Genomic DNA, 17283 nt, shown 5'->3' with positions numbered 1-17283 from the left:
GCATGGGCAAGGATCTTTTGACTATCGCGCTGTTCGGCGCGGCGCTGGCGGCCGCCGCCGCGCTGACGGAGTCGGGCGTCGCCCTGACCTTCGTGATGATGTCGCTGTACGCGGCGCTGCTGTCGCAGGCCTGGAACATCCTGGGCGGCTACGGCGGCCAGCTGTCGTTCGGCCATGCGCTGTTCTTCGGCGTGGGCGCTTATGCCCAGGCGCTGGGCCAGCTCAACCTGGGCATCAACCCCTGGCTGGCGCTGCCCATGGCCATCGCGCTGGGCGCGCTGGTCGGGCTGGCGGTGGGCGGGCTGACGTTCCGCTATGGCCTGAAGGGCTCCTATTTCGCGTTGGTGACGCTGGCGTTCGCCGAGGTGTTCCGCATCCTGGCGCTGTCGGTGTCGTTCACCGGGGGCGGCGTGGGCCTGATGGTGCCGTTGCAGGAGGGCGTGGCGAACATGCAGTTCGGTTCGCGCCGCGGCTACATCTACCTGCTGTTGGGCTTCGTGCTGCTGGCGCTGGTGGTTACGGCATGGCTGCGGCATTCGCGCTTCGGCGCCTATCTGCAGGCGGTGCGCGACAACGAGGACGCGGCGCGCGCCATCGGCGTGAATCCGCTGCGGGTCAAGCTCGGCGGCATCGCGCTGTCGGCCGCCTTCATGAGCGCGGCTGGGGCCTTCTACGTGCAGGTGTTCCAGTACATCGATCCGGGCATCGCCTTCGGCTCGGCCGTGTCGGTGGAGGCGCTGGTCGGCGCCATTGTCGGCGGCCTGGGCACTCTGTGGGGACCGCTGCTGGGGGCGGTCACGCTGCATGCGCTGAGCGACCTCACGCGCAACCTGTTCGGCGAGCTGCCGGGCATCAGCATGGTCATCTACGGCGTGGTGCTCATCGTGATCGTGATGTTCCTCCCCCGCGGCATCACCGGCAGCGGTCAGGCTTTGAGCCGGCTGTTCAGTGCCAAGGAGCGCGCCCGTGTCTGAGATCCTGCTGCAAGCGCGCAATCTTTCCATCACTTTCGGCGGCCTGAAGGCAGTCCAGGACGTGAGCCTGGACGTACGCCAGGGCTCGCTGACGGCCCTGGTCGGCCCCAACGGCGCGGGCAAGACCACGCTGTTCGGCCTTTTGTCCGGATTCCTCAAGCCCGGTTCCGGTTCGGTGCATTTCGCCGGCGCGGACATCACCGGCCGCCCGCCGCATGAGTCGGCGCGGCTCGGGCTGACCCGCACCTTCCAGATCGTGCAGCCCTTCGGCGCGCAGACGGTGCGCCAGAACATCGCCGTGGGAGCGCACTTGCGCCTGGGCAACCGCCGCGAGGCGCTGGAAGCGGCCGAAGAGGTGGCCGCCCGAGTGAACCTGCAAGCCTTGCTGGACCGGCCGGCGGCGGACCTGACCGTGGCCGGACGCAAGCGACTGGAGCTGGCGCGCGCGCTGGCCACGCGGCCGCGCCTGCTGCTGCTGGACGAAGTATTGGCGGGGCTCAACCCCAGCGAGATCGACGAGATGATACCGGTGGTGAAGAAGCTGGCCGACGACGGCGTGACCGTGTTGATGATCGAACACGTGATGCGCGCGGTGATGAGCCTGGCCGAGCACGTCTGGGTGCTGGCGCAGGGCCGCCTGATCGCCTCGGGCACGCCGGGCGAGGTCACGCGCGATCCGGCGGTGGTCGAGGCCTATCTGGGCCAGGGCGCGGCGGCCAGGCTGGCCGCGCAGGGAGCGCCGGCATGAGCGCGCTGCTGGAAGTCCAGGGATTGCGCGCCGGCTACGGCCGCATGGAAGTGCTGCGCGGCGTCGACCTGCGGGTGGACCAGGGCGAGATAGTGGTGCTGTTGGGCAGCAACGGTGCCGGCAAGTCCACGCTGAACAACACGGTCTGCGGGCTGTGCCGGCCTTGGGGCGGCACGGTGCGCTTCGAAGGCCGGGACCTGACCGGCCGCCATTACCGCGACGTGGTCAAGGCCGGACTGATCCAGGTGCCCGAAGGCCGCCGCGTGTTCCCCAACCTGAGCGTGCGCGAGAACCTTGAATTGGGTTCGTTCACCCGGGCCCGCGAGCGCCGCGCCGCCAACCTGGAGAAAGTGCTGCACATCTTCCCGCGCCTGCGCGAGCGCCTGGCCCAACTGGCCGGCACCATGTCCGGCGGTGAACAGCAGATGCTGGCCATCGGCCGCGGCCTGATGGCCGAGCCGCGCCTCCTGATCCTGGACGAGCCGTCGCTGGGCCTGTCGCCGCTGATGGTCGAAGAGCTGTTCGGCTTGATCGCGCGCCTGCATGGCGAGGGGCTGGCGATCCTGCTGGTGGAGCAGAACGTGGGCCAGTCGCTGGAAACGGGACAGCGCGCCTACGTGCTGGAAAACGGGGCGGTGCGCTATAGCGGCGCCTGCCCGGAATTGATGGCCAGCGACGACGTGCGCCGGGCCTATCTCGGGATGTAGCCATGGCCGAGCCTCAAACACTGGCGCAGAAGCTGATCGCGGCGGCCTGTGGCCGCGCTTGCGTCGCCGAGGGCGAAATCGTCACCTGCGCGGTCGACCTGGCCATGTTCCATGATTCCAGCGGCCCGCGCCGCCTGCAGCCCATGCTGCAGGAACTGGGCGCCACGCTGTGGGATCCGTCCAGGATCGTGCTGGTCATCGACCACTACGTGCCCGAATCCGACGACGAATCGCGCCGCATCGTGCGCATCGCGCGCGAGTGGGCGGCCGAACAGCAACTGCCCAACGTCTATGACTCGCTCGGCATCTGCCACGTGGTGGTGCCGCAGCACGGGCATATCCGTCCCGGCATGTTCTGCGTGGGCGGGGACTCGCATTCGCCCACGGGCGGCGCGTTCGGCGCCTACATGTTCGGCATCGGCAGCACCGAGATGCTGGGCGTGGCCGTGACCGGACAGATCTGGGTAAAGGTGCCGCAGACCCTGATGATGCGCTGGAACGGCCGGCTGTCGGCTGGCGTGACCGCCAAGGACATGATGCTGCACATGATAGGCCGCTATGGCATGAACGGCGGCCGCTACCAGGCGGTGGAATTCTGCGGCGAGGCGGTGCGCGCCTTGTCGATGCAGGAACGCATGACCTTGTCCAACATGAGCGCGGAGCTGGGCTCGCAGGTCGGCCTGATTGCGCCGGATGCCACCACGGTTGCCTACCTGCGCGAGGCAGGCGTCACGGACGAGATCGATCTGGCGCGCTGGCGCAGCGACGAAGGCGCGCAGGCCGAGTGGCACGAATTCGACGCCGCGGCGCTGGCGCCGCAGGTTGCCGCGCCGCACAGCCCGGCCAATGCGCGCGACGTGGATCAGTATGGCGACGTGCCGCTGCAGGTGGCCTACATCGGCGCCTGCACCGGCGCCAAGCTGGAGGACCTGCGCGCCGCGGCCAGCGTGCTGCGCGGCCGCCGGCTGGCCGCCGGCATGCGCCTGATGGTGGCGCCGGCCAGCCAGCAGGACCAGCGCCAGGCCGAGGCGGAAGGGGTGATGCGGACGCTGCGCGAGGCCGGCGCCGATGTGCTGGCCACCTCCTGCGGCGCCTGTGCGGGCTATGGCGGGTCCATCCCGGACGGCGCCAGCGTCATCGCCACCACGGCGCGCAATTTCAAGGGGCGCATGGGCTCGGAGACGGCCCAGGTCTATCTGGCCTCGCCCTATACGGTGGCGGCATCGGCGGTAGCCGGCCGCATCGCCGATCCCCGGGAGTTCATGGCATGACCGAGCAGTCCGTGACGCACCGCGTCTGGCGCGTGGGCGCAGATATCGACACCGACGCGTTGGCGCCGGGCGCCTATATGAAGTTCGGCATCGACGAGATCGCGCGCCATTGTCTGCAGCGCGTGCGGCCCGAGTTCGCCGCCGGCGCGCGGCCGGGCGACGTGCTGGTGGCCGGCCCCAACTTCGGCATCGGCTCCTCGCGCGAGCAGGCGGCCGCGGCGCTGGTGCGCCTGGGCATCGCCGCGGTGGTCGCGCCATCCTTCAACGGCCTGTATTTCCGCAACGCCTTCAACGTGGGCCTGCTGCTGTTGACCTGCCCACAGGCCGAAACCCTGCAAGAGGGCGAGCGCATCGCCCTGGACCCCGCCGCCGGCCGCATCCGCCGCGCCGCGGGGCAACCCGCGGAACTGCATTGCGACACCGTGCCCGCCTTCCTGCTGGAAATGGTGCAGGCCGGCGGACTGCTGAATTTGCTGAAACAGCGCAAGACTCATTAGGAACCACATCATGCTTGATCCCGTCACACTCGCGGTCCTGAAAGGCCGCCTGGAACAGATCGCCGACGAGATGGACGCCACGCTGTACCGCAGCGCGTTCAATCCCATCATCGCCGAGGCCCATGACGCCTGCCACGGCATGTACGATGCCGCCACCGGCGCCACGCTGGTGCAGGGCAAGTCCGGCCTGCCGGTATTCGTGGGCGCGATGGCCTTTGCCGTCAAGGCCGCGGCCAAGGCGGCCGCCGAGCGCGGCGGCATGGTCGACGGCGACGTCTGGCTGTTCAACGATCCCTACGAAGGCGGCACCCACGCCAATGACTTCAAGCTGGTGCGTCCGGTGTTCCGCGACGGCAAGCTGTTCTGCTTCCTGGCCTCGGCGGCCCATTGGCATGACGTCGGCGGCGCGGTGCCGGGCAACTACAACCCCGCCGCCACCGAATGCTGGCAGGAAGCCGTGCAGATTCCGCCGGTGCGCATCGTGCGCGCGGGCGTGCTGGACCTGGACGTGCTGGCCATCCTGAAGGCCAACACGCGCCTGCCGGACAGCCTGTGGGGCGACCTGAACGGGCAGCTGGCGGCGCTCGAACTGGGCGCGGGCCGGCTGGACGGCCTGCTCGACGAATACGGCGACGCCACCGTGCTGGAGTCGCTGGACACCTTGCGGGAGCGGGCGCGCCGCCTGATGCGCGACCACATCTCGCGCCTGCCCGACGGCGAATACGCCTTCGAGGACATGCTGGACAACGACGGCGTGCGCGACCAGCCGCTGCGCATCACGCTCAAGCTCATCGTCCAGGGCGACCGCCTGACGCTGGATTTCACCGGCACTTCGCCTGCCTGCGCCGGGCCGGTGAATATCTCTCGCGCCACGGCGATCGCGGCCTGCTATGTGGCCCTGAAGCACCTGTTCCCGGACGTGCCGGCCAATGCCGGCGTGCTGGACGCGGTGGACGTGGTGCTTCCGGACGGCCTGGTGATCTCGGCGGACCGCCCGCGACCGGTCGGAGGCTACACGGAAACCATTCTGCGCATGATCGACGTGATCTTCTGCGCCATGGCCCAGGCCGAGCCGGCGCGCGCGCTGGCGCAGGCCTACGGCACCATCAATGCCTTGTCGATCGCCGGCTACCGTAGCGACCCCGCCCGGCGCGGCCAGCGCTGGGTGATGTTCAGCTTCTTTGGCGGCGGCCATGGCGGCCACTCGGACGGCGACGGGCTCAGCCATGGCAACGCGCCCATCTCCACGGCCACCATTCCGCCGCTGGAAATCCTGGAAGCGGCCTATCCCGTGCGTTTCACGCAATGGGCGCTGCGGCCCGATTCGGCGGGCGACGGCCAGCACCGCGGCGGGCTGGGCGCCATCTATGAAATCGAACTGCTGGAAGACAGCGCCGAGGCCTTCATCTTCGGCGAACGCGGCAAGAGCGCGCCCAAGGGTATCGCCGGCGGCAGGGAAGCGGCGCTGAACGTCTTCCGCTATCAGCAGGACGGCGGCTGGCAGACGCCGCCCATGCGTTCAAAGATGCTGGGCATCCAGCTCAAGCGCGGCGACCGGGTGCGCCTGGAAACACCCGGAGGAGGCGGTTATGGCGAGCCTGCCGCGCGCACGCAGGCGGCGCGCGAGCATGACCGCAAGATGGGTTACGTGAGCGGAAATCTGAAGGAGCAGTCGGCATGAGCGCGGCACAAGGTTTGGTCGTAGGCGTGGACGTGGGCGGTACGTTCACCGATATATTCGTGCTGGACGAGGCGGGCGGCAGCGCCCGCGTGGTGAAGGTGCCTTCCACTCGCGGCGAGGAAGCGCGCGGCTTCATGAACGGCATCGCCCGAGTGGCCGACGGCGCGGACGCCATCGCCACCATCGTGCACGGCACGACGGTAGGCACCAACGCGCTGCTGGAGCGCAAGGTGGCGCGCACCGGCATCATCACCACGGCCGGCTTTCGCGACGTGCTGGAAATGCGCCGGCGCGACCGGCCCCAGACCTGGGGCCTGCGCGGCAACTATGAGCCGGTGGTCCCGCGCGACCTGCGTCTGGAAGTCGAAGAGCGCGTGCTGGCCGACGGCACCTTGCATACGCCAGTGAACCTGGCCCAGGTCGAGGCCGCGGCCCGCCAATTGCTGGAGCAGGGCTGCGAGGCGGTCTGCCTCTTTTTCGTCAACGCCTATGCCAATCCGGCCAACGAGGCGCAGGCCGCGGCCTGCGTGCGCGCGCTCTGGCCCAACGGCAACGTCACCGCCGCCACCGAGGTGCTGCCCGAGATCCGCGAATTCGAGCGCTGCTCCACCGCCGTGCTCAATGCCGCGCTGCAGCCGGTGGTCGGCGGCTATCTGACCCGGCTGGAAGCGGACCTGAAGGACAACGGCTTCGGCGGCGAACTGCTGGTGGTGCAGAGCAACGGCGGCGTGATGTCGCGCCAGACGGCCTGCGACGTGCCGGTGCGCACCGCGCTGTCCGGCCCGGCCGCGGGTGTCATCGCCTGCGCCGCCATCGCGCGCGCCGCGGGCTTTCCCAACGTGGTCAGCGGCGACATGGGCGGCACTTCCTTCGACGTGTCGCTGGTGGCCGACAGCGAGGCCTCGCTGTCGGCGCAGACCGCCATCGACTTCGGCATGGTGGTGCGCGCGCCCATGATCCAGATCGAGACCATCGGCGCGGGCGGCGGCTCTATCGCCAGCGTGGACGCGGGCGGCCTGTTGCAGGTGGGTCCCGAATCCGCCGGCAGCGTGCCGGGGCCGGCCTGCTATGGCCGGGGCAATACCCGTCCCACCGTGACCGACGCCAACGTGCTGCTGGGCCGCATCGCGGCCGAACGCCCGCTGGGCGGCGGGCTGCTTGCCACCATGGACGTGGCGCTGGCGCGCGCCGCCATCGAAGAGCATGTAGCCAAGCCGCTCGGCCTGGACGTGCATGCCGCGGCCGAGGCCATCCTGACCGTGGCCAATGCCAAGATGGCGGGCGCGATCCGCGTCGTGTCCATCGAGCGCGGCCATGACCCGCGCAAGTTCGCCTACATGCCGTTTGGCGGCGGCGGCGCGCTGCACGTCTGCGCCATGATGAACGAAGTGGACGCGGCCCGCGGCATCGTGCCGCGCTATCCCGGCGTGACCTCGGCCTTGGGCTGCGTCATGGCCGACATGCGGCACGACGGCGTGCAGACCTTGAACGTGGCGCTGGCCGCGCTGGACGCCGACGACCTGCTGGCCCGCATAGACGGCCTGGCGCTGGCCTGCCAGGAGCGGCTGGATTCCGCGGGCGTGGGCTTTCAGGGCATACGCGAGAGCATCGAGCTGGACATGCTGTATGTCGGGCAGAGCCATACGGTGCGGGTGGAAGTCGGGCGTGATGAACTGAACCGCGCCGGCATCGGCGCAGCCTTCGAGCGTGCCTACCGCGCCGCCTTCGGCCGCAGCCTGGACGGCATCGCGGTGCGCATCCTGAACCTGCGCTATGCGCGCATCGGCCAGCGGCCCAAGTTCGATCTGGCGCTGCTGGCGCCGACCAGCACCGCGATGCCAGACGCGCTGGGCACGCAACCCGTCTTCCACGGCGGGCAATGGCATGACGCCATGCGCTACGCGCGGCTGGATCTGCCGGTGGGCGCGGAGGTGGCGGGGCCCGCCATCCTGGAGCAGCCGGACACCACGATCTGGATCGAGCCCGGCTTTGCCGGCCAGGTCGATTCCCTGGGCAATCTGCTGATCGCCCGCCAGGTTTCCTAGGAGCAGAGCCCATGTCAGCCTTCGATCCCCGCAGCACCGCGCTGGTCGTCATCGATCTGCAGAACGATTTCCTCGCGCCCGGCGGCGCCTATGACCGCGGCGGCGCCGTCAGCCCGCAGGCGCGGGCCTTGCCCGCCCGGGTCGCGCCCGTGGCCCGCGCGCTCAAGGCGCGAGGCGGCTTCGTGGCGGCTAGCCAGTTCACGCTATGGCCGGACGCCCACGGCGAACCCATGATTTCGCCGCATCTGCGGCAGTTGCGCCCATTCCTGCGCAAGGGCGATTTCGTCGCCGGCTCCAAGGGGCAGGCCAACGTGGCCGAGCTGGATGGGCTGGTGGACGTGTCGGTCTGGAAGGTGGCGTACTCCGCCTTCTTCAATACCCAGCTGGACTGGGTGCTGCGGCGCGCGGGCATCTCCAACGTGGTGATCGCCGGCATCGTCACCAATGGCGGCGTGGCCAGCACGGCGCGCGATGCCCACATGCGGGACTATCACGTAGCGGTGCTGGCCGACGGCTGCGCCGCGCCCACGCCGGCCATGCACGATGCCGCGCTGGCGGATTTGCGCACCGTGGCCGACGTGCTGTCCTGCCAGGACTTCCTGGGCAGGCTGGCTTCGTGAGCGCGCCGCAAGTCCTGCGGGGCTTGGCTCCCGGCACGGACGCGATGCATGTGCCGGTGGCCATCATCGGCGCCGGCGCTTGCGGCCTGACCGCCGCGCTGCGCCTGGCCGATGCCGGCATCGAGACCGTGCTGATCGAGCGCGATGCCGCGCCCAGCGGCTCCACCGCCTTGTCGTCCGGCTTCATTCCGGCGGCGGGATCGGCGGTACAGCGGGCCGCTGGCATCGAGGACGACGCGCAGCGCTTTGCCGCGGACATCCAGGCCAAGGCGGGCGGCACGGCCGCGCCGCAGCTGGTCGATGCCTACACGGGGGCGGCAGCTGCCGCAGTGGACAATCTTGCCCGCCACGGCCTGGATTTCCAGGTGCTGGACGGCTTCCTGTATCCGGGCCACAGCGCCCGCCGCATGCACACCTTGCCCGAGCGCACGGGCGCGGCCCTGGTCGCCGCGTTGGAGCGCGCCGCCACCGGAGCCGGCGCCTATCTGCTGACCCGCGCCCTGGCACGGCAGATCTGGACGGACGAGGGCGGCCGCGTCACCGCGGTGGGCTGCGAACGTCCGGACGGCTCCATCGACGTGATCGGCTGCGACGTGCTGATCCTGGCCTGCAACGGCTTTGGCGGCAATGCCGCGATGGTGGGCGCACATCTGCCGGCCATGCGAGGGGCTGTCTACGGCGGCCATGTCGGCAACGACGGCAGCGCGATCGAATGGGGAGTGCAACTGGGCGCGCGCCTGGCCGACCTGGGCGGCTACCAGGGGCACGGCTCCTGGGCCACGCCGCAGGGCGCACTGATCTCCTGGGCCGTGATGATGGACGGCGGCGTGCAGATCAATGGCGCGGGGCGGCGCTTTCATGACGAGACCCACGGCTATTCCGAGGCCGCGGTTCATGTGCTGGCGCAACCCGGCCGCGTGGCCTGGAACGTATTCGACGACCGCACGCTGGCGCTGGCGCGCGGCTTTCCGGACTTCGTCCAGGCAGAGATGGGCCAGGCGCTGAAGACTTGCGCCGATGTCGGGGCGCTGGCGGCCCTGATCGGCTGCGACGAAGCCACGCTGCGCACGACGCTGGCGGGGGTGTCGCCCGGCGCCGCCGACGCCCTCGGCCGGCGCTTCGAGCGCGCGCTGCAAGCGCCGTACCACGCGATCAAAGTGACGGGCGCGCTGTTCCATACGCAGGGCGGCCTGGACATCGACGCGCATTGCCGCGTGCTGGACCGGATGGGCAACCCCTTGCCCAACCTGCTGGCGGCAGGCGGCGCGGCGCGCGGCGTGTCGGGCAACGACGTGTCCGGCTACCTGTCCGGCAACGGCCTGCTCAGCGCGGTGGCGGGCGGCCATATCGCCGCGGCGACGGCCGCATCCCTGTTGGGCCGCGAGCTTTCCTAGGACTTTCCAAACCATGCACAAACAGAATCTGCAAGCACAGCTGGCCGGCGGCGCCGTGCTGGCTCCCGGCGTCTACGACGCCTTGTCCGCGCTGATCGCCGAACAGGCGGGTTTCGGCGCGCTATACCTGTCGGGCGCGTCCATTGCCTACACGCGGCTGGGCCGCTCGGATATCGGCCTCACCACGTACAGCGAGGTCGAGGACACGCTGGCCCGCATCACCGAGCGGGTGGCCACGCCCGTCATCGTGGACGCCGACACGGGCTTCGGCAATGCCTTGAATACGCAGCGCACCGTACGCGGACTGGAACGCGCCGGCGCCGCCATGATCCAGCTGGAAGACCAGACCTTCCCCAAGCGCTGCGGCCACCTGGACGGCAAGGCCGTGATCCCGGCCGCCGAAATGTGCGGCAAGCTGCGGGCCGCGGTGGATGCGCGCGCGCAGGCGTCCACCTTGATCCTGGCGCGTACCGACGCGCTGGCCATGGAAGGGCTGGAAGCCGCCCTGGACCGCGCGGACTCGTATCTGGAAGCGGGCGCCGACGCGCTGTTCATCGAGGCGTTGCGCACGCCGGAGCAGATGCAGGCGGCGTGCAGCCGTTTTGCGCATCGCGTGCCGCTGCTGGCCAATATGGTCGAAGGCGGCAAGACGCCGGTGCAAAGCGCCGATGCGCTGACCGCGCTGGGATTCCGCATCGTCATCTTTCCTGGCGGCACGGCGCGCGCGGTGGCGCACACGCTGCAGGGCTACTACGCCAGCCTGCGCCAGCATGGCACGACCGCGCCGTGGCGCGAGGGCATGCTGGACTTCGACGGTCTGAACGCCGTGATCGGCACGCCCGAACTGCTGGAGCGCGGGCGCCGCTACGAAGGCTGAGGCCGGGGTGTCAGCGCGGCGTGCGCTGATGCGGCACCAGCGGCGGCACGGGTTGATCAGAAACCAGCTCCCAGAACGCCGGCAGGAAGCACTCGGCCACCAGCAGCGGCTGGCCCTGGCGCCAGAACACCGAGCGGCGCGCCCAGATGCGCCCGCCATCGCGGTCGCGCTGCCCGGTCGGCAATACCCCCAGCGCGGTGGCATGAAACGGCACCGGCGAGGCCAGCCGGCGGCAGGCAAACGGCGAACGCACCACCGTGCTGTCGTGGTAAAGCATGTCCGCCAATGGCCGGGTCAGGAGGCGGCGCATGCCTTGCCAGGCGCCGTGGGACGCGCGCAGCGGCGTCAGGCTGCGGGCGGGCACGCTGTCCACGCCGTCCACCGACATCAGCACCTCGCGGATCCATACCGGCGCGCCGGGCGCGATGCCCATCGCCCGGGCTTCATCCAGCGGCGCGCCATCCGCGTACTCGGCCAGCACGCGCAGGCGCACCTGGCCAACCTGGCGCAAGCCGGCGGTCAGCGCGCCGGGGCGGAACAGCCAGTGGCGCGGGGCAGGAGGCAGGATGGGAGGCGCGCTGGCCAGCCAGCCTGCGGCAAGGGGAGGGTGGTGTGCTGCGGGTTTGCTCATGGCTGCGTATTATGCCAAGCCGGCTGGGACGACCCAATGCGTCGCAATGACGCAGCGCCGGAACGCGCGTTTTGGCGGACCGTCCTGCCGTCCGGGAAAGCACTTATTGTCCCAGGAACCCGCGTCTCCCTATCATTCGCACACGGTCAACATTGACCTGAACGGCTCGCAGTACCCCGCAGCAATGATTGCTGCCTGAACATACAGTCTCGGCTATAGAAGCCCCCGACTTGCACGCAATGCGTGGTCGGGGGCTTTTTCGTTTTCAATTTCTGAATATGGAGCTCGCATGCAAGCGTCGGAACCGCAACGTTCTCCCGCCGCCGTGACCTGGGTGGCCAGCGTGCAAATGGAGCCCGCGATCGGCGAAACCGCCGCCAACATCGCGCGTTCCATCGAACTGGTGGAGCAGGCCGCGGCCCAGGGCGCGCGGCTGGTGGTGCTGCCTGAACTGGCCAACACGGGATACATGTTCGATAGCCGCGATGAGGCCTACGCCCTGGCCGAAGCCGTGCCGGAAGGCCCCAGCTCGCAGGCCTGGATCGCGTTGGCGCAGCGCCTGGGCATCTACCTGGTGGCGGGCATTGCGGAACGTGCCGGCGGGCGCCTCTACAACTCCGCGCTGGTCGCGGGCCCGGATGGCTATCTGGGGACCTATCGCAAGCTGCACCTCTGGGGCGACGAGAACCTGTACTTCGAGGCGGGCGACCTGGGGTTGCCGGTATTCGACACCGAGCTGGGCCGCATCGGCGTGGCCATCTGCTACGACGGCTGGTTTCCCGAAGTCTACCGGCTGCTGGCGGTGCGCGGCGCGGACATCGTGGCGGTGCCGACCAATTGGGTGCCGATGCCGGGGCAGACCCGCGACGGGCCGGTCATGGCCCATGCGTTGACCATGAGCGGCGCCCACAGCAACGGCTTGACGGTGGTGTGCGCCGACCGGGTCGGCACCGAGCGCGGCCAGCCCTTCGTGGGCCGCAGCCTGATCGTGGGGTCCCAGGGTTGGACGGCGGCAGGACCCGCCAGCATCGACCAGGAGGAGGTGCTGCTGGCGCCCATAGACCTGAAGGCCTCGCGCCGCGCGCGCCAGTTGAATGATTTCAACCATGTGCTGCGCGACAGGCGCCGCGACATCTATGACGAGCAGTTGGGCGCCGCCGCAGGCCTGCGGCAACGCTGAACGACGGTCCACGGCCGTTCCCCCAAGGAGAAAACCCATGAAGAGCCTATTGAATAGCTGCCGGATCCGCCTGTCGTTTGTCGCATTGCTGGCTGGCGCTGCCAGCGCGCATGCCGCCGAACCGTTGCGCATCGGCGTGCCCGTCGGCCTGTCCGGCGCAAACAGCGTGGTCGCGCCGGGCGTGGTGCAGGCCTCGCAACTGGCTGCCGACGAGATCAATGCGGCCGGCGGCATCCTGGGCCGCCAGATCGTGCTGGAGATCGCCGATGACGCCTCGGGCGCGGTCGGGGCGCAGAAGGCGTATGACACCCTGGTGTTCCAGAAAAAGGTGGACGCGATCATCGCCATGGAAACCAGCGCGGCGCGCAATGCCGCGCTGCCCATCGTGTCGCGCGGCAAGGTGCCCTATATCTACACGTCATTCTATGAAGGCCGCTCCTGCAACCGCTGGCTGCACGTGAATGGCTGGGTGCCGGAACAGCAGGTCGCGCCGGTGGTGGACCATTTCATGCAGGACCGCAAGGCCAAGACCTTCTTCCTGGTGGGCAGCGACTACGCCTTCGGCCGCGGCATGCTCAAGTTCACACGGGAATATATTGAAAAGCAGGGCGGACGCGTGGTGGGCGAAGAGTACCTGCCGATCGACGGTTCCGACTGGACGCCGGTGGTCTCCAAGATACGCTCGGCCAACCCGGATGCGTTGATCAGCTCGACGGCCGGCGGCGGACCCAACGTCAGCCTGGCCAAGCAGGTCAAGGCTGCTGGCCTGTCCATGCCCTACGGCAATCTGGCGATCGACGAAGGCACGGCCAAGACCATGGGCGACACGGCGGTGGGCATGTACATGTCGGCCTCGTACCTGACCAGCATCGACACGCCGCAGAACCGCAAATTCCTGGACGGCCTGAAGGCGAAGTTCGGCAACGACGCCAAGACCGCCAACGAATTCTCCGCGCCGCAGTATGAAGCCTTCTACCTGTACAAGGCGGCGGTCGAAAAGGCCGGCGGCACCGATGCGCCCAAGGTGGTGCAGGCCTTGAGCGCAGTCACGTTCGACGGCCCGCGCGGCCCGGTGACCATGGACCGCCAGCGCCACGCGGCGTTGACCATGCGCCTGGGGCAGGTGCAGCAGGACGGCTCCATCAAGATCCTGCAGACCTTCGACAAGGTCGACCCGGGCGCGCAGTGTCCGGACCTGAAGTGACGGCCATGCCATGACAAGCGCCGCCGGTCCTGCCGGCGGCGCCGGAGAGCGATATGGGTTTGCTGCTGGACATCCTGAGCACGGCCGCCATGCTGTTCATCGTGACGGCCGGGCTGATGATCATCTTCGGCGTGATGAAGATCGTCAACTTCGCGCATGGCGCGATTCTTACGCTGGGCAGCTACGCCAGCCTGGTGGTGACGCAGCTGGGGCTGAATCCCTGGCTGGCGCTGCCGTTCGCGCTGGCGGTCGGCGTGCTGGTGGGCATGGGCGTGGAACGGCTGATCGTGCAGCCGCTGTACAAGCGGCCGCTGGACGCCATCCTGGCCACCTGGGGACTGGGCATCGTGATCGGCCAGCTCATCACCATGGCATTCGGGCGCGAAGTGAAGTTCGCGGATTCGCCCATCCACGGCGCCGTGTCCTTCCTGGGCACGGAGTATTCGGCGTACCGCCTGTTCCTGGTGCCCGCGGCCTTGCTGATGTATGCCGCCATGACGCTGCTGCTCAGCGGCACGCGCTTTGGCGTGCGGACCCGGGCCGTGATCATGAACGAGGACCTGGCGCGCGGCCTGGGCATCAATGCCGAGCGCATCCGCTTCACCACCTTCGGCCTGGGAGCGGGGCTGGGCGCGCTGGCCGGCGCGCTGATCACGCCCTTGTCCAGCGTCGACCCGAACATGGGGCTGCCGTGGCTGGTCAGCGCCTTCATGCTGGTCATGGTGTCGGGCCATTCGATCACCGCGCTGCTGCTGACCTGCCTGGTCTACGGCGCCTGCCAGGTGCTGGTAAGCGTCTACGTCAGCCCGATCCTGGGCGGCGTCACCATCGCCGTCCTGGCCGCGCTGACGCTGCGTTTGCGTCCTCAAGGATTCGCCCATGACTGACCGCGCATTGACCCCTCAAACGCTGGCTGGCGCCGCTGACGACGCCACGGCGCAAAAGGCCGCGCGCAGCCGCAGCCTGCTGGGCCTGGCCGGGCTCTGCCTGGTGCTGACCGCGGCCGGCCCCTGGCTGTTCGACACTTATCTGCTGAACGTGCTGATCAAGGCGCTGTTCTTCGCCGTGGCGGCGGTCACCGTGGACGTGCTGTGGGGCTACACCGGCTACCTGACCTTCGGCCAGTCCGCGTTTTTCGGGGTGGGCGCATATGCCGCGGGCCTGGCCTTCACGCACTACGGATTCTCGCCTGCGATAGCGGCGCTGGCCGCCTTGGCGGCAGTGGGCGCCGCGGCGTTGCTGGCGCTGGTGACCGGCTGGCTGTCGTTCTACCGTGGGGCATCGCCATTCTTCGCCACGGTGATCTCGTTGGTGCTGCCCATCGTGCTGATGCAGTTGGTGCTGTCCGGCGGCACCTACACCGGCTCTTCGTCCGGCCTGACGGGGTACGAAACCTTCGACTTGTCGCTGGAGGCCTGGTATGTGATCGCGGCGGGGGGCCTGTCCGCGGTGGCGCTGCTGGCCTGGGTGGTGGTGCGCAGCGATGGCGGCCGCATCCTGGTGGCGCTGCGCGACAACGAGGCGCGGTGCAGCTACTTGGGGTTGAACACCGCCCATTGGCGCATCGCGCTGCTGGTGGCCTGCGGCGCGGTGGCCGGCCTGGCGGGCTTCGGCTATGGCGCGTTCAGCGGCGTGGTGGCGCCGGAACTCACGGGCTTCGTCTTCGGCACGGAACTCATCATCTGGGTGGCGCTGGGCGGGCGCGGCACCATCTGGGGGCCGGTGCTGGGAGCCATACTCATCAATGTGGCGGGCTCCTATCTCAGCGGCAACATGCCGTTCGTCTGGCAGTTGCTGCTGGGGGTGACCTTCGTCCTGGTGATCCTGCTGCTGCCGCGGGGGCTTCTGCCCCTGCTGATCGCGCCTTGGCGCGCAAGGTCGGGTAGGGCGGCCACACCCGTGCTGGGCGAGCGCGCCATCCCACCGCGGCAAGCCGGCGGCGCGGCCCAGGCCTTGAGCCTGGCGGGCGTGTCCAAGCACTTCGGGAGCCTGAAGGTGCTGGAAGGCATAGACCTGCAAGCCCGCGGCGGCGAACTGGTCGGGCTGATCGGCCCCAACGGCGCCGGCAAGACCACGCTGATGCGCTGCATCGCGGACGGCGCCGAGCGGTCCCAGGGCAGGCTGGAACTCTATGGCCACGAAGTGCGGCGCGACGGACCGGAGCAATGCGTGCGCCATGGCCTGGGCCGCAAGTTCCAGAATGCCAACGTGTTCGATACGCTGACCGTGGCCGAAAGCCTGCGCATCGCGACCACGCTGCGCGAACGGCCGTCGTGGTGGCGCCGGTCGCCCACGCTGCATCTGCCGCCCTATGCGCTGGAGACATTGCGCGTGACCGGCCTGGACCACTGCCTGGACCACGTGGCGCGCGACCTGTCGCATGGACAGCAGCAGGCCCTGGAGCTGGCGATGGTGCTGGCGCTGGAACCGGGCATCGTGCTGCTGGACGAGCCCACCGCCGGGCTGAGCAAGGCCGAACGACTGCAGATCGGCCACGTGCTGTCGTCCCTGGCGCACCGTTATGGCCTGTGCTGCCTGCTGGTGGAACATGACCTGGATTTCGTCAAGGAGATCGCGACGCGCATTGTGGTCCTGCACCAGGGCCGCATCGTCATGGACGGAGGATTCCGCGAGGTCGTGGAATCAGAACTGGTGCGCACCATTTACGCCGGCGGCGCGCCGGCCGCGCAAGGAGCAGGGCAATGACGAGCATCGCAGCGCCGGCGTTGAGCATGGAAGCGGTGTCCAGCGGCTACAAGCGGGCCATGGTGCTGCATGACGTGTCGCTCACGGTCGAGCGCGGCGCCTGCGTGGCGCTGCTGGGCAAGAATGGCATGGGCAAGAGCACCTTGCTCAAGACCGTCATGGGCTATCTGCCCAAGCAGCGCGGGCGGGTCAGCGTGGGCGGGGTCGACGCCACCCGGCTGCGGCCGCACGAAGTGGCGCGCTGCGGCGTGGCCTACGCCGCCCAGGAACAGCCGCTGTTTCCTGACCTGAGCATCCGCGACAACCTGCGCCTGGGACTGCCGCGCGAGCAACTCTTCGACGAACGCTTCGCCCAGATCGCCGAGCTGTTTCCGGTGTTCACGAGCCGCTTGCGCCAGCATGCCGGCACCCTGTCGGGCGGCGAGCAGAAGATGCTGCTGGTGGCGCGCGGGCTGATGCAGCGGCCCGCGCTGCTGCTGTTGGACGAGATCACGGAAGGGCTGCAGCCCTCGGTGATCGAGCGCCTGGGCCGCGCGCTGAACTGGGAACGCGAGCGGCACGGCACGACAATGTTCATCGTGGAGCAGAACGTGGCGTTCGCGCTGGACGTGGCCGATCGTTATCTGGTGCTCAAGCAGGGCAGCATCGTCGATGAAGGCGAGGCTGGCGCGCCCGAGGCGGCGGGCAATATCATTGCTCATCTGAAAGTATGAAGGCCATGCGGCCCGGATTCGCCATGACGCACACG

16 protein-coding genes are annotated in these 17283 nt (G+C 69.2%); 15 read left to right on the top strand and 1 reads right to left on the bottom strand.

What is annotated here, in order from left to right; genetic code table 11:
* Window positions 1–2 precede the first annotated feature (2 nt).
* The 10 genes from N5C88_RS24005 to N5C88_RS23960 are packed head-to-tail and all read left to right on the top strand — an operon-like array spanning window position 3 to window position 10814.
* Window positions 3–974 carry a branched-chain amino acid ABC transporter permease gene (locus tag N5C88_RS24005; RefSeq protein WP_118933553.1) on the top strand — a complete coding sequence of 324 codons (972 nt, stop codon included), beginning with the start codon at window positions 3–5 and terminating at the stop codon, window positions 972–974.
* Window positions 967–1722 carry an ABC transporter ATP-binding protein gene (locus N5C88_RS24000; RefSeq protein WP_059374346.1) on the top strand — a complete coding sequence of 252 codons (756 nt, stop codon included), beginning with the start codon at window positions 967–969 and terminating at the stop codon, window positions 1720–1722. The genes N5C88_RS24005 and N5C88_RS24000 overlap by 8 nt, the downstream gene beginning before the upstream one ends.
* Window positions 1719–2429: an ABC transporter ATP-binding protein gene (locus N5C88_RS23995; protein WP_280016374.1), complete on the top strand. Its 711-nt coding sequence runs from the start codon at window positions 1719–1721 to the stop codon at window positions 2427–2429. The genes N5C88_RS24000 and N5C88_RS23995 overlap by 4 nt, the downstream gene beginning before the upstream one ends.
* A 2-nt stretch (window positions 2430–2431) precedes the next feature.
* Window positions 2432–3700 (top strand): 3-isopropylmalate dehydratase large subunit, encoded by a 1269-nt coding sequence (locus N5C88_RS23990; protein WP_280016373.1) that lies wholly within the window; start codon window positions 2432–2434, stop codon window positions 3698–3700.
* A complete protein-coding gene (locus tag N5C88_RS23985; RefSeq protein ID WP_059374354.1) occupies window positions 3697–4197 on the top strand; it encodes a 3-isopropylmalate dehydratase in 501 nt (166 codons plus the stop codon). Before N5C88_RS23990 ends, N5C88_RS23985 begins: the two co-directional genes overlap by 4 nt.
* 10 nt (window positions 4198–4207) lie before the next feature.
* Complete coding sequence (locus tag N5C88_RS23980; protein WP_280016372.1) at window positions 4208–5878, top strand: hydantoinase B/oxoprolinase family protein; 1671 nt, start codon at window positions 4208–4210, stop codon at window positions 5876–5878.
* Window positions 5875–7923 carry a hydantoinase/oxoprolinase family protein gene (locus N5C88_RS23975; protein ID WP_280016371.1) on the top strand — a complete coding sequence of 683 codons (2049 nt, stop codon included), beginning with the start codon at window positions 5875–5877 and terminating at the stop codon, window positions 7921–7923. Before N5C88_RS23980 ends, N5C88_RS23975 begins: the two co-directional genes overlap by 4 nt.
* A gap of 11 nt (window positions 7924–7934) precedes the next feature.
* Window positions 7935–8543: an isochorismatase family cysteine hydrolase gene (locus N5C88_RS23970; protein WP_059374360.1), complete on the top strand. Its 609-nt coding sequence runs from the start codon at window positions 7935–7937 to the stop codon at window positions 8541–8543.
* Window positions 8540–9937, top strand: a complete 1398-nt coding sequence (locus tag N5C88_RS23965; RefSeq protein WP_280016370.1) for an FAD-dependent oxidoreductase — start codon at window positions 8540–8542, stop codon at window positions 9935–9937. The genes N5C88_RS23970 and N5C88_RS23965 overlap by 4 nt, the downstream gene beginning before the upstream one ends.
* A 13-nt stretch (window positions 9938–9950) precedes the next feature.
* Window positions 9951–10814 carry an isocitrate lyase/PEP mutase family protein gene (locus tag N5C88_RS23960; RefSeq protein WP_280016369.1) on the top strand — a complete coding sequence of 288 codons (864 nt, stop codon included), beginning with the start codon at window positions 9951–9953 and terminating at the stop codon, window positions 10812–10814.
* A gap of 10 nt (window positions 10815–10824) precedes the next feature.
* Here N5C88_RS23960 and N5C88_RS23955 read toward each other — a convergent pair whose 3' ends face one another.
* On the bottom strand, window positions 10825–11445 hold the full coding sequence (locus N5C88_RS23955; RefSeq protein ID WP_118933561.1) for a chorismate lyase: 621 nt from the start codon (window positions 11443–11445) through the stop codon (window positions 10825–10827).
* A 289-nt stretch (window positions 11446–11734) separates the two neighbouring features.
* On the opposite strand from N5C88_RS23955, the gene N5C88_RS23950 reads away from it, so the two are divergent.
* From N5C88_RS23950 to N5C88_RS23930, 5 genes are read left to right on the top strand one after another with little or no spacing between them, the layout of a single operon-like run.
* Entirely contained in the window at window positions 11735–12625 is an 891-nt protein-coding gene (locus N5C88_RS23950; protein ID WP_059374365.1) for a nitrilase family protein, read from the top strand.
* A 37-nt stretch (window positions 12626–12662) separates the two neighbouring features.
* Window positions 12663–13829, top strand: a complete 1167-nt coding sequence (locus tag N5C88_RS23945) for a substrate-binding protein (protein ID WP_059374367.1) — start codon at window positions 12663–12665, stop codon at window positions 13827–13829.
* A 53-nt stretch (window positions 13830–13882) separates the two neighbouring features.
* Window positions 13883–14716, top strand: coding sequence for a branched-chain amino acid ABC transporter permease (locus N5C88_RS23940; RefSeq protein WP_059374371.1), 834 nt, complete (start codon window positions 13883–13885; stop codon window positions 14714–14716).
* Window positions 14709–16535, top strand: coding sequence for an ATP-binding cassette domain-containing protein (locus tag N5C88_RS23935; protein WP_280016368.1), 1827 nt, complete (start codon window positions 14709–14711; stop codon window positions 16533–16535). The genes N5C88_RS23940 and N5C88_RS23935 overlap by 8 nt, the downstream gene beginning before the upstream one ends.
* A complete protein-coding gene (locus N5C88_RS23930; RefSeq protein WP_118933563.1) occupies window positions 16532–17248 on the top strand; it encodes an ABC transporter ATP-binding protein in 717 nt (238 codons plus the stop codon). Before N5C88_RS23935 ends, N5C88_RS23930 begins: the two co-directional genes overlap by 4 nt.
* Window positions 17249–17283: the final 35 nt, after the last annotated feature.

It is taken from the genome of Achromobacter sp. GD03932 (assembly GCF_029839485.1).
Lineage (GTDB): Bacteria > Pseudomonadota > Gammaproteobacteria > Burkholderiales > Burkholderiaceae_B > Achromobacter > Achromobacter bronchisepticus_A.
Note: the sequence above shows the minus strand (reverse complement) of the source record. Positions and strands in the feature narration are given on the sequence as shown.

Excerpts from the sequence above, each read along its gene's own strand:
- N5C88_RS24005 (WP_118933553.1), top strand. The coding sequence starts at position 3 with ATGGGCAAGGATCTTTTGACTATCGCGCTGTTCGGCGCGGCGCTGGCG.
- N5C88_RS23995 (WP_280016374.1), top strand. The coding sequence starts at position 1,719 with ATGAGCGCGCTGCTGGAAGTCCAGGGATTGCGCGCCGGCTACGGCCGC.
- N5C88_RS23990 (WP_280016373.1), top strand. The coding sequence starts at position 2,432 with ATGGCCGAGCCTCAAACACTGGCGCAGAAGCTGATCGCGGCGGCCTGT.
- N5C88_RS23985 (WP_059374354.1), top strand. The coding sequence starts at position 3,697 with ATGACCGAGCAGTCCGTGACGCACCGCGTCTGGCGCGTGGGCGCAGAT.
- N5C88_RS23980 (WP_280016372.1), top strand. The coding sequence starts at position 4,208 with ATGCTTGATCCCGTCACACTCGCGGTCCTGAAAGGCCGCCTGGAACAG.
- N5C88_RS23975 (WP_280016371.1), top strand. The coding sequence starts at position 5,875 with ATGAGCGCGGCACAAGGTTTGGTCGTAGGCGTGGACGTGGGCGGTACG.
- N5C88_RS23970 (WP_059374360.1), top strand. The coding sequence starts at position 7,935 with ATGTCAGCCTTCGATCCCCGCAGCACCGCGCTGGTCGTCATCGATCTG.
- N5C88_RS23960 (WP_280016369.1), top strand. The coding sequence starts at position 9,951 with ATGCACAAACAGAATCTGCAAGCACAGCTGGCCGGCGGCGCCGTGCTG.
- N5C88_RS23955 (WP_118933561.1), bottom strand. The coding sequence starts at position 11,445 with ATGAGCAAACCCGCAGCACACCACCCTCCCCTTGCCGCAGGCTGGCTG.
- N5C88_RS23950 (WP_059374365.1), top strand. The coding sequence starts at position 11,735 with ATGCAAGCGTCGGAACCGCAACGTTCTCCCGCCGCCGTGACCTGGGTG.
- N5C88_RS23945 (WP_059374367.1), top strand. The coding sequence starts at position 12,663 with ATGAAGAGCCTATTGAATAGCTGCCGGATCCGCCTGTCGTTTGTCGCA.
- N5C88_RS23940 (WP_059374371.1), top strand. The coding sequence starts at position 13,883 with ATGGGTTTGCTGCTGGACATCCTGAGCACGGCCGCCATGCTGTTCATC.
- N5C88_RS23935 (WP_280016368.1), top strand. The coding sequence starts at position 14,709 with ATGACTGACCGCGCATTGACCCCTCAAACGCTGGCTGGCGCCGCTGAC.
- N5C88_RS23930 (WP_118933563.1), top strand. The coding sequence starts at position 16,532 with ATGACGAGCATCGCAGCGCCGGCGTTGAGCATGGAAGCGGTGTCCAGC.